The sequence below is a fragment of the Mycolicibacterium obuense genome, assembly GCF_055397605.1.
Map to the genome: position 1 here is coordinate 945,426 of NZ_AP043663.1, position 14,109 is coordinate 959,534.

At 64.8% G+C, this 14,109-nt stretch carries 17 protein-coding genes; 9 read left to right on the plus strand and 8 right to left on the minus strand.

What is annotated here, in order from left to right:
- Positions 1–5: 5 nt before the first annotated feature.
- On the minus strand, positions 6–995 hold the full coding sequence (locus ACZ50N_RS04510; RefSeq protein WP_464474748.1) for an ABC transporter substrate-binding protein: 990 nt from the start codon (positions 993–995) through the stop codon (positions 6–8).
- 273 nt (positions 996–1,268) lie between these two features.
- Here ACZ50N_RS04510 and chvE point away from each other — a divergent pair, with 273 nt between their 5' ends.
- From chvE to ACZ50N_RS04545, 7 genes are all read left to right on the plus strand, one after another.
- The gene (gene chvE, locus ACZ50N_RS04515; RefSeq protein ID WP_073682302.1) at positions 1,269–2,375 is read left to right on the plus strand and encodes a multiple monosaccharide ABC transporter substrate-binding protein; all 1,107 of its coding nucleotides are present in this window, start codon (positions 1,269–1,271) and stop codon (positions 2,373–2,375) included.
- Positions 2,372–3,913, plus strand: a complete 1,542-nt coding sequence (mmsA, locus tag ACZ50N_RS04520; protein ID WP_464474749.1) for a multiple monosaccharide ABC transporter ATP-binding protein — start codon at positions 2,372–2,374, stop codon at positions 3,911–3,913. The genes chvE and mmsA overlap by 4 nt, the downstream gene beginning before the upstream one ends.
- The gene (gene mmsB / locus ACZ50N_RS04525) at positions 3,914–5,146 is read left to right on the plus strand and encodes a multiple monosaccharide ABC transporter permease (RefSeq protein ID WP_464474750.1); all 1,233 of its coding nucleotides are present in this window, start codon (positions 3,914–3,916) and stop codon (positions 5,144–5,146) included.
- A gap of 1 nt (position 5,147) precedes the next feature.
- Complete coding sequence (locus tag ACZ50N_RS04530) at positions 5,148–5,369, plus strand: hypothetical protein (RefSeq protein ID WP_046362468.1); 222 nt, start codon at positions 5,148–5,150, stop codon at positions 5,367–5,369.
- Positions 5,336–6,418 (plus strand): galactose-1-phosphate uridylyltransferase, encoded by a 1,083-nt coding sequence (gene galT / locus ACZ50N_RS04535; protein WP_464474751.1) that lies wholly within the window; start codon positions 5,336–5,338, stop codon positions 6,416–6,418. The genes ACZ50N_RS04530 and galT overlap by 34 nt, the downstream gene beginning before the upstream one ends.
- Complete coding sequence (locus tag ACZ50N_RS04540) at positions 6,415–7,473, plus strand: galactokinase (RefSeq protein WP_464474752.1); 1,059 nt, start codon at positions 6,415–6,417, stop codon at positions 7,471–7,473. Before galT ends, ACZ50N_RS04540 begins: the two co-directional genes overlap by 4 nt.
- Positions 7,474–7,628: 155 nt before the next feature.
- Positions 7,629–8,006: a hypothetical protein gene (locus tag ACZ50N_RS04545; protein WP_464474753.1), complete on the plus strand. Its 378-nt coding sequence runs from the start codon at positions 7,629–7,631 to the stop codon at positions 8,004–8,006.
- A gap of 3 nt (positions 8,007–8,009) precedes the next feature.
- On the opposite strand, the gene ACZ50N_RS04550 is transcribed toward ACZ50N_RS04545, so the two are convergent.
- Positions 8,010–9,527 (minus strand): MFS transporter, encoded by a 1,518-nt coding sequence (locus ACZ50N_RS04550; protein WP_464474754.1) that lies wholly within the window; start codon positions 9,525–9,527, stop codon positions 8,010–8,012.
- Between the two features lie 474 nt (positions 9,528–10,001).
- Between ACZ50N_RS04550 and ACZ50N_RS04555 the strand changes: the two genes are divergently transcribed.
- A complete protein-coding gene (locus tag ACZ50N_RS04555; protein ID WP_464474755.1) occupies positions 10,002–10,586 on the plus strand; it encodes an HNH endonuclease in 585 nt (194 codons plus the stop codon).
- 158 nt (positions 10,587–10,744) lie between these two features.
- Here the strand turns inward: ACZ50N_RS04555 and ACZ50N_RS04560 are convergent, their stop codons facing one another.
- Entirely contained in the window at positions 10,745–11,824 is a 1,080-nt protein-coding gene (locus ACZ50N_RS04560; protein ID WP_464474756.1) for an HNH endonuclease, read from the minus strand.
- Positions 11,825–11,986: 162 nt separating this feature from the next.
- Between ACZ50N_RS04560 and ACZ50N_RS04565 the strand changes: the two genes are divergently transcribed.
- Positions 11,987–12,259: a hypothetical protein gene (locus ACZ50N_RS04565; protein WP_464474757.1), complete on the plus strand. Its 273-nt coding sequence runs from the start codon at positions 11,987–11,989 to the stop codon at positions 12,257–12,259.
- A 26-nt stretch (positions 12,260–12,285) separates the two neighbouring features.
- Here the strand turns inward: ACZ50N_RS04565 and ACZ50N_RS04570 are convergent, their stop codons facing one another.
- Genes ACZ50N_RS04570 through ACZ50N_RS04590 form a run of 5 tightly spaced genes read right to left on the minus strand, consistent with a single transcriptional unit; the run spans position 12,286 to position 14,064 of the window.
- Positions 12,286–12,582, minus strand: coding sequence for a colicin immunity domain-containing protein (locus tag ACZ50N_RS04570; RefSeq protein WP_464475591.1), 297 nt, complete (start codon positions 12,580–12,582; stop codon positions 12,286–12,288).
- Between the two features lie 18 nt (positions 12,583–12,600).
- The gene (locus ACZ50N_RS04575; protein ID WP_464474758.1) at positions 12,601–12,957 is read right to left on the minus strand and encodes a hypothetical protein; all 357 of its coding nucleotides are present in this window, start codon (positions 12,955–12,957) and stop codon (positions 12,601–12,603) included.
- 53 nt (positions 12,958–13,010) lie between these two features.
- Positions 13,011–13,361 carry a hypothetical protein gene (locus ACZ50N_RS04580; protein ID WP_464474759.1) on the minus strand — a complete coding sequence of 117 codons (351 nt, stop codon included), beginning with the start codon at positions 13,359–13,361 and terminating at the stop codon, positions 13,011–13,013.
- A 27-nt stretch (positions 13,362–13,388) separates the two neighbouring features.
- A complete protein-coding gene (locus tag ACZ50N_RS04585) occupies positions 13,389–13,646 on the minus strand; it encodes a hypothetical protein (protein ID WP_464474760.1) in 258 nt (85 codons plus the stop codon).
- Positions 13,647–13,671: 25 nt separating this feature from the next.
- Positions 13,672–14,064, minus strand: coding sequence for a DUF6188 family protein (locus tag ACZ50N_RS04590; protein WP_464474761.1), 393 nt, complete (start codon positions 14,062–14,064; stop codon positions 13,672–13,674).
- Positions 14,065–14,109: the final 45 nt, after the last annotated feature.

The window sequence follows — 14,109 nt, forward strand, 5'->3', positions numbered from 1 at the left end:
GTCGGTCAGTACTTACGCTCGGGCAGGATGGCTTTGGCCTGCGCCTGATCGAACGTCTGATCCGGGGTCACGACACGCGGCGGAACCGGTTCGCCTGCAACCACTTTCTTGGCCAGGTCCATCAGTTGCGGCCCGAGCAGCGGGTTGCACTCGACGATGAAGTTCATCTTGCCGTCGGCCAGGGCCTGCATGCCGTCGTGCGTGGCGTCGATCGCCACGATCTTGATGTCGGTGCCGGGCTTCTTGCCCGCGGCCTCGATGGCCTCGATCGCGCCGAGTCCCATGTCGTCGTTCTGCGCGAACACCAGATCGATCTTGGGGTTGGCCTTGAGGAAGGCCTCCATGACCTGCTTGCCGCCTGATCGGGTGAAATCGCCGGACTGCGAGGCGATCACCTTGAGGTTCGGGTTGGCGGCGATGGCCTTGGAGAATCCGGTGCTGCGCTCCAGCGCGGGGTCCGATCCGGTGGTGCCTTCGAGCTGCACGATGTTCACGGGCTCGGTGGCGTTGGCGAATTCCTTGACCACCCAGTCGCCGGCCCACTGACCCTCCTGGACGAAGTCGGCGCCGAGGAACGTCTTGTAGACGTCTTTCTCCTGGGTGTCGACGGCGCGGTCGGTCAGGATCACCGGGATGTTGGCGTTCTTGGCTTCGAGCAGCACGGCGTCCCAGCCGGTGCGGACCACCGGGCTGAAGGCGATCACGTTGACGCGCTGCTGGATGAAGGACCGGATGGCCGAGATCTGGTTCTCTTGCTTGCCGCCCGCGTCGGAGAACTTCAGGTTGATGTCGGCGGCCTTGGCGGCGTCCTGGATCGAGGTCGTGTTGGCGGTGCGCCAACCGCTCTCCGCGCCCACCTGGGAGAAGCCCATCGTGATCTGGCCGCCGGAGCCGCCACCGCCGCCGGGGGCGTTGCCGGGGGCCGGTCCGCTGCCGCAGGCCGACAGCACGCCCGCTGTTGCGACGGCGAGCATCGCAGAGAGGATTTTCTTCACGAGGACTCCTTACGGGATGCCATCGGACCAGTTCACGTCCGTGATTGGCGGGGATCGGCGACGTCGGCGAGCATGTGACCGGCGTTACACTGCGGCGATGTTAACGCTCACATTCGAATGCTGTCAACGCTTTGTTAGCGCTCACATTTCTCCGGTGTGAACCCTTGACAGGGCCGTGACCGGCGTCACAAGATGCTCGATGTTAGCGCTCACATCGTGACGGTGGTCCGCGTGCCGGACCCGCGACGAGCGCCGGACCAACCGGAGGAATCCATGCGAAAAAGCTTTCTGCGAGTCGCGGCGGCGCTGGCGCTGACGGCCTCGCTGGCGACCGCTGCGTGCGGCCGCTCGACCGGACCCGAAGCCACCGGCGGCGGGGGCGGGGGTGACCGCAGCGGGACGATCGGCATCGCGATGCCGACGAAGTCCTCGGAGCGGTGGGTCGCCGACGGCGACAACATGGCCAAGCAGTTTCAGGCGCTGGGGTACCAGACCGACCTGCAGTATGGCGACGACGTGGTGCAGAACCAGGTCTCGCAGATCGAGAACATGATCACCAAGGGCGTCAAGGTTCTCGTGATCGCGCCGATCGACGGATCGTCGCTGACCGACATCCTGCAGCGCGCCGCCGACGCGAAGATCCCGGTGGTCAGCTACGACCGGTTGATCCGCGGCTCGGCCAACGTCGACTACTACGCGACGTTCGACAACTTCAAAGTCGGTGTGCTGCAGGCACAGTACATCGTCGACAAGCTGGGCGTCGCGCAAGGGAAGGGCCCGTTCAACATTGAACTCTTCGCCGGTTCGCCCGACGACAACAACGCGACGTTCTTCTTCAAGGGCGCGATGAGCGTGCTGCAGCCCTACCTCGATAGCGGCAAGCTCGTGGTGAAGAGCGGGCAGACCTCGTTCGACCAGGTGGCCACGCTGCGCTGGGACGGCGGCCTGGCGCAGTCCCGGATGGACAACCTGCTGAGCCGCTCGTACACCAGCGGTCGCGTGGACGCGGTGCTCTCGCCGTATGACGGCATGTCGCTCGGCATCATCTCGGCGCTCAAGAGCGCGGGCTACGGCACGCCGGCCAACCCGCTGCCGATCGTCACCGGTCAGGACGCCGAGCTGGCCTCGGTCAAGTCGATCATCGCCGGCGAGCAGACGCAGACGGTGTTCAAGGACACCCGAGAGCTCGCGAAAGCAGCTGTGCAGATGGCAGATTCACTGCTGACCGGCGGCAAGCCGGAGGTCAACGACACCACGACGTACGACAATGGCGTCAAGGTGGTGCCGTCGTACCTGCTGCAGCCGGTGAGTGTGGACAAGTCGAACTACCAGAAGGTGCTGGTGGATTCGGGCTACTACACCTCCGCTCAGCTGGCGTGATGGGGAGCGACGGCGCCGCTCTGCTCGAGATGCGGGGGATCACCAAGCGCTTCGGCGCCGTGACCGCGCTGAGCGACGTGAACCTCACGGTCCGGCAGGGTGAGATCCACGCGATCTGCGGGGAGAACGGGGCCGGCAAGTCCACGCTCATGAAGGTGCTCAGCGGGATCTATCCGCACGGCAGCTACGAGGGGGAGATCGTCTTCGACGGTGCGCCAGGCGATTTCAAGGATATCCGGTCGAGTGAGCGTCGCGGCATCGGGATCATCCACCAGGAGCTCGCGCTGGTGCCGGTGCTCTCGATCGCGGAGAACATCTTCCTCGGCAACGAGCACGCGTCGGCCGGGGTGATCAGCTGGCACGAGACAACCACCCACGCGCAGCAGCTGCTCGACCGGGTCGGGCTGCGGGAGAGCCCGGGCACCCGGATCTCGGATATCGGGGTGGGCAAGCAACAGCTCGTCGAGATCGCCAAGGCGCTGTCGAAGAAGGTGAAGCTGCTGATCCTCGACGAGCCGACCGCGGCGCTGAACGACGAGGACAGCCGCAACCTGCTCGACCTCATCCTGGAGCTGCGCCGACAGGGCCTGACGTGCATCATCATCTCGCACAAGCTCAACGAGGTGACGCGCGTCGCGGACCGCATCACGGTGCTGCGTGACGGCCGCACGATCGAAACCCTTGACGTCGGGCCCGATCTCACCGAGGAGCACATCATCCGCGGCATGGTGGGCCGGCCGCTGGTCGACCGGTTCCCCGAGCGCACCGCGCACGAGATCGGTGACGTCACGTTCGCGATCGAGGACTGGACCGTCTATCACCCGCTCGATCAGCAGCGCAAGGTCGTCGACGGCGTCTCGCTGAACGTCCGCCGCGGCGAGGTGGTCGGCCTTGCCGGGCTGATGGGCGCCGGGCGCACCGAGTTGGCGATGAGCGTGTTCGGCCGCAGCTACGGCAAGAAGGCCGGCGGTGCGGTGTTCAAGGACGGCAGGGAGATTCGCACCCGGACCGTGCCCGAGGCGATCAGCCACGGCATCGCCTACGCCACCGAGGACCGCAAGCACTTCGGACTCAACCTGATGGACGACATCGCCCGCAGCATCACGCTGGCGTCGCTGCCGAAAGTCAGCCGGCAGTCGGTGATCAACGAGCACGAGGAGACCAAGGTCGCCGAGCGGTTCCGCAAGGACATGCGGATCAAGGCCCCGTCGGTCAAGGCGATCACCGGCAACCTGTCGGGCGGCAATCAGCAGAAGGTCGTGCTGAGCAAGTGGGTGTTCGCCGACCCCGACGTGCTGATCCTCGACGAACCCACCCGCGGCATCGACGTCGGCGCGAAGTACGAGATCTACACGATCATCAATTCGCTGGCCGCACAGGGCAAAGCGGTGATCGTGATCTCCTCGGAGCTGCCGGAGCTGATCGGCCTGTGCGACCGCATCTACACACTCAACGAGGGCCGGCTCACCGGTGAGGTGGCCAGGGCCGACGCGTCGCAGGAGACGCTGATGCGCTACATGATGAAGGGACGAGGATAGATGACCACCACCCCGACGGTGTCGACGCCACCGAGCGCCCCGGCGCCACCGCCCTCGGACTCGGCGGTGTCCCGGGTGAAGGCGTTGCTGCAGGGCAACTTCCGGCAGTACGGCATGGTGGTCGCGCTCGCGCTGATCGTCATCCTGTTCCAGGTGTGGACGGGTGGCATTCTGCTCAAGCCGCTGAACGTCACGAACATCGTCCAGCAGAACGGCTACATCCTGATACTCGCGATCGGGATGGTGATCGTGATCATCTCCGGTCACATCGATCTGTCGGTGGGCTCGATCGCCGGGTTCATCGGGGCGATGTCGGCGGTGCTGATGATCCGCAATGACATGCCCTGGCCCGTCGCGGTCGCGCTGTGTCTGCTGCTGGGCGCATTGATCGGGGCATGGCAGGGCTTCTGGATCGCTTACGTCGGCATCCCGTCGTTCATCGTGACGCTGGCCGGCATGCTCGTGTTCCGCGGCGCGACACAGTATCTGCTTGAGGGTCAGTCGATCGCGCCGTTCCCGCGCACCTTCGGTCAGGTCAGCAGCGGCTTCCTGCCCGAGCTCGGCACGAACGCCGTCTATCACTGGCCCACCGTGATCCTCGGTGTGTTCGTGATGCTGGCCGCGGTGTGGCAGCAGTTGCGGCAGCGACGTGCGCAGAGCCAGTATGGGTTCAGCGTGTTGCCGCTGGGCTGGTTCGTCGCGAAGTGCGCGGCGATCGTCGCGGCCCTGGCGGCGTTCACGCTGCTGCTGGCGAGCTACCGCGGTGTCCCGGTGGTCGGCATCATCCTGGCCCTGGCCTTCGTCGTCTACGCGTTCATCATGCGGGGGACGGTCGTCGGCCGGCAGGTCTACGCCGTCGGCGGTAACGAGGCCGCGGCGCGGCTCTCGGGCGTCAAGACCAAGCGGGTGACGTTCCTGGTGTTCGTCAACATGGGTCTGCTCTCGGCGCTGGCCGGCCTGCTGTTCGCCGCGCGCCTGAATTCGGCGACGCCGCAGGCAGGTATCGGCATGGAGCTGGAGGCGATCGCCGCGGCGTTCATCGGCGGCGCATCGGCCAGCGGCGGTGTCGGCACGGTGTTCGGCGCGATCATCGGCGGCTTCGTGCTCGGCGTCCTCAACAACGGCATGTCGCTGATCGGGATTGGCAGCGACGTGCAGCAGGTGATCAAGGGCCTGGTGCTGCTGGCCGCGGTCGGCTTCGACATCTACAACAAAAAGAAGGGCGGGGCCTGACATGCCCGGCGTCGCGGATCGCTACGAACACGACATCGTCACGTTCATGCGGAGCTGGGCTCCGTACGGCGGCCCGCCCGCCGACGAGGTGCTCCCGGAGTTCGGGCTGACCCGGGAGCAACTCGTCGCGCGTTACCATCAGATCCTGGACGCTGAGGCTATGCGCCGGGCAGAGGAGTTGCGTCAACCGTGGTTGAGAATCCGTCGCGCACGGACGCAGTGACGGCATGGACCCTCGCCGACGGACGCGATCTGCTGTTCTTCAGCCTTCCCGGCCACGAGCCAGCTCCGGTTCCTGACCTTCGTCCGCTGGCTCTGCGGTCAGAGTCGCTGTCGGAGTTGCGATTCGACCAGACCACCGGCCAGTGGGTAATCGTCGCGCCCGCCCGCCAGGACCGCACCTACCTCCCGCCGCGCGGTCAATGCCCGTTGTGCCCGGGCCCGTCGGGACTCACCAGTGAGATCCCGGCGGCGGACTACGACGTCGTGGTCTTCGAGAACCGGTTCGCTTCTCTCTCCGGGTCGGGTGGCGACCTTTTTGCTTCTTCGGAGTTCGTGGCGGTGCCCGGCAGCGGCCGCTGCGAGGTGATCTGCTTCTCCAGCGACCACGACAGCTCGTTCGCCTCTCTTTCTCCTGCGCAGGCCCGCCTTGTGGTGGAGGCATGGCGGCACCGGACCTTTGACCTGCTTGGCCGCCCGGGGATCGCGCAGGTGTTCTGCTTCGAGAACCGCGGCGAAGAGATCGGCGTGACGCTGACCCATCCGCATGGGCAGATCTACGGGTATCCGTTCCTGACGCCGCGGACGGAGCTGATGCTGCGGCGGGCCTCGCTCTATCGGGAACGGCATGGCAGCAACCTGTTTGGCGATCTGGTGGCCCGTGAGGTCACGGACGGACGTCGCATCGTTGCGCGAGATTCGGCGTTCACAGCGTTCGTGCCGTTCGCGGCGCGGTCGCCGGTGGAGGTGCACATCTACCCGAACCGGTTCGTGCATTCGCTGCTTGATCTTTCATGGGTTGAGCTGGACGCATTCAGCGCCATGTACCAGGAGATCCTGCGGCGGCTGGACCGGATGTACGACGCGCCGCTGCCGTACATGGCGGGGCTGCACCAATATCCGGAGGGGGAGGGCTGCTTCCACGTCGAGATCATCTCGACCCGCCGGACCGCCGACAAGCTCAAGTACCTGGCGTCGTCGGAATCGATCATGGACGCTTTCATCAACGACGTCGTGCCCGAGGCGCTGGCCGAAAGGCTGCGCGGCCTGTGAGCATTCGCTTCTCTGCGCCCGGCCGGATCAACCTGATCGGCGAACACACCGACTACAACGCGGGTTTCGCGTTGCCGATCGCGCTGCCGAGCCGCACGGTGGTGGAGTTCGAGCCGGCCGAGAGCGGCGAGCTGGTGGTGCGTACGGACCGGGAGCCGTCTGCGGCGCGCGTCGCCGTCGACACGGCGCCCGGGGACGTGACCGGGTGGGCTGCGTACGTGGCGGGTGTGGTGTGGTCGCTGCGGGAGGCGGGCTATCCGGTGCCGGGTGGCACGTTGTCGATCAGCGGTGGTGTGCAGATCGGCTCGGGCCTCTCATCGTCGGCGGCGCTGGAATGCGCCGTCCTGGGCGCTCTCCTCGGCGACATCGCGGTCGATCGTGTCGAGCAGGCACGGATCGCGCGGCGCGCGGAAAACGAGTATGTCGGTGCACCAACGGGATTGTTGGACCAGTTGGCGATCCTCTACGCGCAGCCGCGGTGCGCCCAGCTGATCGACTTCCGCGATCTGACCGTCACTCCGGTTCCGTTCGACCCCGATGCGCACGGGGTGACGCTGCTGTTGATCGACTCGCAGGCACGGCATGAGCACGCGGGTGGCGAGTACGCCGCGCGGCGGGCGTCGTGTGAGCGGGCCGCGGCGGCGCTGGGCGTGGCGTCGCTGCGGGAGGCGTCGTCGGTTTCTGGGCTCTCAGGCGAGGATCAACGCCGGGCCCGTCACATCGTCACCGAGAATCAGCGAGTGCTGGACACGGTAGAGGCGTTGTCGGCGAACGACTTCGGTCGGGTCGGGGAGTTGTTCACGGCGTCGCACCAGTCGATGCGGGACGACTTCGAGATCACCACACCGCACCTCGACCTGATCGCTTCGACCGCGGTGTCCGCGGGCGCGCTGGGGGCGCGGATGACGGGCGGCGGCTTCGGGGGCTGTGTGATCGCGCTGGCGCCGTCGGGCTCGGTGGATGCGGTGTCGGCCGCGGTGCGGGAGGCGGTGCGCTCGGCCGGGTTCCCGGAGCCGACGATCGAGCCGACGGTCGCGGGCGCGGGGCCCGCCTGACCAGTTTTGCCGCTCCGGTCCGCCTCGACAAGCCTTTAGGATTGCTCGTGCGGCGTTCCGGGGGAGGTGGCACTGATGGCGCGATCTCGTCGATGACTACACGCAGACGGTGGCTCGTAGTCTGCGTTCTGGTCGCTCTCGGCGTCGTCGCTTGTGTGCTGATCGTCCGGCAGCAGAGTCGGCCTGACGGCGATTGTCGGCTAGCCGCCGATGTGTTCGAGACGTGGACGTCGCTCAGCGCCTCACTGAACGCGATGGTCGATGCGCCGGACGACAACACGACAGAAGCCGCAGAGTCCGAGGATGCCGCTGCTCGTGACATCCGGGAAAAGGCCTCCCAGATTGCGTCTCCGGATATCCGCGCATACGCGCAGGACATGGCCGACGCCCTCGGGCAAATTGCCGATGCGCAACGGTCCCCGGATGCAGGGGAATCAGTGGACGTCCGATACCGGAGCGGATCGATGTCGGCAGCCGCCGCTGCCGCTGGGCTTCGCAAGGAGTGCCCGTCGATACCAAAAGATCGGCAGTGACGCTCAGCGGTTCGGCTTGATCAGCCAGAGCGCCAGGATGATCGCGATGATCGGCCCAGCGGCCATGATAAGGCTCAGGGTGTGGATGGCGTCGATCGCGTTGTTGGGCGCCTGATCCACGATCAGGCGGGCCTGCTCGGGGTTGATCAGCGTCGCGCCGCTGTGGCCGCCGTGGGAGGTGATCAGCGCTTCGCGCGTATCGGCCCGTGTGACACCGTCTTTAGTCAGGTCGTGGGCACTGTCGGTGAGGAACAGGTTGATGCCAACGAGTGCGAATAGTGCTGGGCCGAGGGAGTATCCGCCTTCGTTGACCGCGCTCTTGACGGCGGAGACGGCGCCGCCGAGGTCGGCTGGGGCGCTGTTCATCATGATCATGGCCTGCGGGGTGGTGACCAACGCGCCGCCGACGACCATGAGCGCAGCGGTGACGAACACTGTGACGCGGGTCGTGTCGAGGGTGTAGCTGTGCAGCACCACCAGCCCGCCGAGCATGAGGACGAGGCCGGTGACCATGACCGTGCGAGCGCCGAACTTATTCGCGACGGGTCCGGCGGAGAGGGCGGCGAGCGCGGCCATGGCGGTGGCGGGCATGAGCAGGTAGCCGAATAGCTCGTGGGATTCCTTGCGGATGGTGACGAGGTAGAAGGCCAACAGGATCATCGAGCCGCCGAGCACGATGTTGAACACGACGCCGGCGGCAACGGCGGCGTTGAAGCGGCTGGACCTGAAGACGCGCATGTCGAGGGCGGGATGGTCGGTGCTGCGCTCGCGGACGACGAACGCGACACCGGCCGCCAGGCCGCCGGCGATGCAGGTGAGACCGACGGCGTCGATGCCGGTCTCGATGCGGGACATGCCGTAGATGAAGGCGAGTAGCGCGACGGCGAAGAGCGCCATACCGGGGATGTCGAGGCGGCGGCTGCTGCGCAGTGTCTCGGGGACGAAGCGCCAGGTGATGAGCAGACCGACGGCGGCAATGACCGGGACGAGGAAAAATGTTGCGCGCCAACCGATGGCGTGGGCGAGAGTGCCGCCGAGCGCGGGCATGGGGGTGGAGACGGCGTAGCCGACGCCGAAGTAGGCGGCGATGGCGGCGGCGCGGCGTTCGGGGGAGAAGACGGCGTTGGTGAGGGCGAGGGAGAGGCCGATGAGGAAGGCCAGGGAGATGCCGACGCCGGCGCGGGCGATGATGAGGACGGCGGCGACGGGGGCGGCGGCGGCGAGCAGGCTGAAGGCGGCGGCGCCGGCGAGGCCGACCATGTAGAGGCGGCGCATGCCGTAGAGGTCGCCGAGCGCGCCGGCGGAGAGCACCGCGGCGGCCATGGTCAGGGTGGCGAGGCTGGCGATGAAGGTGGCGGTGCTGCCGGTGATGCCGAGTCCGGCGGAGACGACCTGCAGGTTGGCCGACAGGGTGGTGGGGTCGCCGATGGAGACGGCGTAGCCGAGGCCCATCGCGAGCACGGTCATCACGGCGGCGATGCCGGAGACGTGGCGCTGCTCGGTGGCTGTTTCGGGTTGCACGGGGTGATCGTATGGCGCGGATGTGAGCCAGGCAGGGAGATTAGGACCCGGGCGGCGACGCGCAAAAACCAATGACCTTAACTGGGATGCGCGCTGAATCGGCGATAGGCAAGGGATGCGGACTGTAGTGCATGCAAAACGGCCATTTCATGACGAGTTGGAGTCATATTCCAAGCGCACGGTCGTCCCTGACGAAGCTTCTCGCGATAATGCCCTGCCAACGCGGAAGTGGGATTTCCGTGGGCGGCTGCGGCCTGGACCTCCCCGGGATCGTCGGCCTATGACCGTTGTCGGGTCCGCGGATGCGCTTCAGGCGTCGCGTGTTTACAACCTCGCCGAGGCGCATCGCCTAACATTCAGCCTGTGATTGTGCCAGGTGAAGTCATTTCTTACCTGGAGATGTGCCGCGAGGAAGGTACCAACCTACAGCGCGGCATGAACTTCGGTACTAACGGACGGCCCACAATAATCTTGATGAGCCGCCGGCCCGGCGCACCCTATGACGACCGCATCGAAAAAGATGGTCGCGTCCTCATTTATGAGGGCCACGACACCCCACAGACAAGGGGCGGGCCTGACCCGAAGACTTTGGACCAGCCTGAGCGGGGACCGGGGGGCTCTTTAACACAGAACGGGCTGTTCCTTGAAGCTGCCTCACAACACCGGGCACTGAGGATTCCGGCGGAACGGGTGCGGGTTTACGAAAAAATGCGTACCGGCATCTGGACGTTTAACGGCATATTCAAGCTCGTCGATGGCTGGCGAGAAGAGTCAAACGGGCGATTAGTGTTCAAGTTCCGGCTCGAGGTAGACCCCGATGCCACGCCAAACGTCGATTGGCGCGAGCCGCGCCTAGAGCAAAACAGGCTTATCCCAACGGAAGTGAAGCTCACCGTGTGGAAGCGTGACCAAGGCAGATGTGTCAACTGCGGAAGTACCGATAACCTTCACTTCGACCACATCATCCCGTACTCGCGCGGCGGATCATCACTCGTGGCCGACAACATTCAACTGATGTGTGCCCGCCATAACCTTGCGAAGCACGACAAAATCCAATGAAAGACTGCTACGCCGACTCTGTGTGCGTCACCACCGAGGGGACGACCACGCGATCGGGGTACGGCAATAGCGCCGCAGTCCCTGTCCCATGCGGACCCGACAGGCTCACCAGTGCGCCTACGCTGATGTAGCGGATTAGTTCGGCGCCGGACTACTCGTCAGGGCCACTGCGGTGAGAAGCCGATATCGAGGCGTTCCGTCTGCTTGTAACCCGCCCATGTGGGAACACCCGTTGGTTGTCCGCGGTAGATTCCTCGCGCAGCGGCGATGGTTCGGTCGTGCTGCGTCGGCCAATGCAGCTCAGAAGCAATGTCTTCGAGCGTCTTTCGATCCCTGAGCAGTACCCGGCGGACGATCGCCACTGCCGGCAACGCGCTGCTCTTGTCAGAGTTGCATTGTGCACAGGCGAGCACCAGATTTGCCAAGCCGTCGATCCCGACAAGCGACCACGGCAGCACATGGTCGATCGGATTGTTCGTCGGCAGGTGACTGCTGCAGTAAAAGCAGTGCGGTCCAAAGACGTCCTTGAACGGCTCCCGGATTGCCGACAACGCCAGGCGGTCGCGCCCGAACAGATGTCCGGCCACGTCGGGAATCTCAGCGTCGAGAAACCGATTCATGCGCCGAACGTCGTCAACCCACATGATCTCCAGCGCCGGTTTGAGAAGTCCGGCAAGACGAGCCAGCCCGGAGGCAACGCCCGGCTTCAAAACGATGGAGTCGTCGTGCTCCCGCAGAATCTTGCGAGAGACGTTCTCGCCGAGAAACGAGTCGTCGTACAGGAACGGATCACTTGCAGCGGCGCCCGGGAGCTTCTGCAGTCGAGGCAGCGGTTGTTTGGCGAGCGCGATCACCACTGTGTCGATCGCGTCCGCGTAGGCATCGGGCACGCGCATCATCGCCACCTCGAGCGAGAGCCCGCAGTTGCCGATCCCGGCAGCTGCGCGCAGGCGTTTCGTCGCATCGGTGATGCGGGCTTTGTTCCCCGTCCGACGCTGCACGAGTTCCTGCCCTTCGAACGGGCGGACCTGGCGCCAATACAGATCGATGACGCGGTGCGCGAGGTCGGCAATTGGTACCTGGAGCGTGTCATTGCGTCGGTCTGGGAGGTTCTCGATGCAGTGCTCGATCAGGGCCATCAGCAATGCCAGTTTGTAGGTGGCGTCACGGGCGCCGGTCTCGAGAATGGCGACCACTCGCTGCCCGAGCACCAGCGGATCGCTCACCGCATCGTCCATCGCGTAGCCCCCGTCGTCGTCAGACCTTCACTGTGCACCACTCAGGCATCGAGACACTGGAGGTCTAGCGTTGTCGGCATGGGGTTGTTCAGTCACGAGGAAGTTCGGGAACCAGCCGACGACGGTAGTCGTGGCGGTGTCCAAAGGGTCCGGGCTGCTGACGTGGACGCATTCGGCGTCGAAGAGCCCGTGGTCGTGGGTCCGGGGCCGCCGCCCGAGGACGGATCGTGTGGGCAGTACGCGGTGCAGTTCCACGTGACGACATCCATGCTGGTCGGGTTGAAACGCATTGCTGACAGGCAGGGCGTCACTGTGCCGGAGGTATGCCGCCAGGTGATCGGTGTATTTGTTTCTCAGCAGGAAGGCGAGTTGTCGGCGTTGCTTGCTGCCGAGACCGAGGCCGATGGTTACCGGCCGAGTTTGGGTGAGGCGTAGGCGCACCGAGGCAGCCCATGACAACCTCAGTTGTAGCCGAGGACCCGCAACGCCCCTCGCGCGCGGGCAGCGCATGACATGAGCCCTTCGTCGTCAAGGTCTTCCGGTCCCGTTCTCAGTCGAGGTTCAGCGACATAGCGGTCGGCGTCCTCGAACAGTTCCTGAAGTACGGGGAAGACACGTCCACCGAGAATCCGCTGCTCGTTCTTCACCATTCGTAGATAGGTAAGTCTGAAGTCGGGCGCGCTGACGGATCGACGCAGGAAGCGGTCGATGAGACCGATATAGGAGTTGATCTCGGGTAGGCCCGTATCGTCCGGCATCACCGAATCACCTCTCGCTCAATCGCTGACGGTCGAATCATGATCTGACTGCAGTTTCATCCTGGGTCGGGGATAGCCATTGCTCCGCGATCCCCTTACTCGGACACGACCCCAATCGCCCTCGAGAAGAACGGAATCGGCGCCCGCTACGACTGCATCGATGTTGCCGAGGTCTTTGGCCCCCGCGGCGTCGGTAAAGAACCTGTGCGACCGGTGCAGCCATTCGGTTTTCGATAAGTCGATGAAGAGGAGCTCAGCGGATCGGTAGCAGTGATGCTCGCCTTGTCGCGGCGGTCGATACGCGGGATGCTCAGGCGTCAGGACGGCGTCGAGACTGAAAATCATTGTTGACGGCGTCTCGGTGATCGCCAACACGAAACTGTCTTCGAGATAGAACCCGTCGAGACCCGGAAACTACTCGTAGTCGATCATGCCGGATGCACCTCCAGCTCGTCGGGTCGTGGCCATCGGGTGGGCGGCTGATCGGTCACCCAGGCGTACTCGAGTCCGGCAAGGTGGCCCCTGGTGACCCAGATGATGATCTCACCCTGGAAGTCGATGCCGTTGGACACGAACGCCCTGGCGGGGAACGGTCCGTCGGGACAATCGAAGACCGGCGTCGAGTCCGGCACCTGAACGTCACAGACCCATGTCTTGGTGTGCGAGATCAGCGCCCGTGCGAGCTCGGCCTGTAGTGCGTCATCTTCGTAATGTCCTGTCGTGCTGATGATTGCGATGATCAGCGCACGCTCATCGTCTGTCAGCGCTCGGTCAGTCATGGCCACAGCATTGGTCGCTACATCGCCTCACGTCCCGTCCAATCTCGCCGCATTGACACGTTGCAAGAGATCGCTGATTGCTGTGCCGTACGCCGTCGGTTCCCATTCGTCATCGAGGTTGTCGATGAACTCGTCACACAGGATCGACACGATCAGCTCCGCGTCGCTGCGCGACACCGTGTCGGTGACCGCGAGTTTCTCGGATAGCGCTGGGTCACGACGACTCACGACGTCATGAAGCATCCGCCTCTCGTCATGGTGGAGGAACTTCAAGCTCACATCCACCGAAGCGACCTTTCGCACGTCGATTTCATTCCGGGGTATCCGATTTGGCGTGTGCGCTCCAGATCGCGAGCTCGCCGCCCGGCATCGAGACGACGAGCGCGCCGCGGGGGCCCGATACGTTCCACGCCTCGCACTGGTCATCAGCCGGTACATGAATGAGGCTGCCGTCTTCGAAAGCCATCCTGAGCGCGCCGGAATCGTCGGCTATGGATTCAATGATGTCCAACCCCAGCAACTGGCGGATTGGAGCGAAGGCCTCCGCCGGGTCCTCGTCCGGGGTCAAGGTGAAGGTTTCGTCTTCGCTACTCAACGTGAGAGGCGACGCCATCAGGGCGAAATGATCATCTTGGAACTTCATAACGACAGAATTCTCGGTAAGCACAGATTGCAGTTTCTTGCCGCTCAGTCCTAGATCCATCACGGCCGCTGACCTTTCGGGACCGGATGTTTAGCATTGGCTTTC

Excerpts from the sequence above, each read along its gene's own strand:
- ACZ50N_RS04560 (WP_464474756.1), bottom strand. The coding sequence starts at position 11,824 with ATGGACGATGCGGTGAGCGATCCGCTGGTGCTCGGGCAGCGAGTGGTC.
- ACZ50N_RS04555 (WP_464474755.1), top strand. The coding sequence starts at position 10,002 with ATGAGCCGCCGGCCCGGCGCACCCTATGACGACCGCATCGAAAAAGAT.
- mmsB (WP_464474750.1), top strand. The coding sequence starts at position 3,914 with ATGACCACCACCCCGACGGTGTCGACGCCACCGAGCGCCCCGGCGCCA.
- ACZ50N_RS04570 (WP_464475591.1), bottom strand. The coding sequence starts at position 12,582 with ATGCCGGACGATACGGGCCTACCCGAGATCAACTCCTATATCGGTCTC.
- ACZ50N_RS04530 (WP_046362468.1), top strand. The coding sequence starts at position 5,148 with ATGCCCGGCGTCGCGGATCGCTACGAACACGACATCGTCACGTTCATG.
- ACZ50N_RS04590 (WP_464474761.1), bottom strand. The coding sequence starts at position 14,064 with ATGGATCTAGGACTGAGCGGCAAGAAACTGCAATCTGTGCTTACCGAG.
- ACZ50N_RS04580 (WP_464474759.1), bottom strand. The coding sequence starts at position 13,361 with ATGACTGACCGAGCGCTGACAGACGATGAGCGTGCGCTGATCATCGCA.
- chvE (WP_073682302.1), top strand. The coding sequence starts at position 1,269 with ATGCGAAAAAGCTTTCTGCGAGTCGCGGCGGCGCTGGCGCTGACGGCC.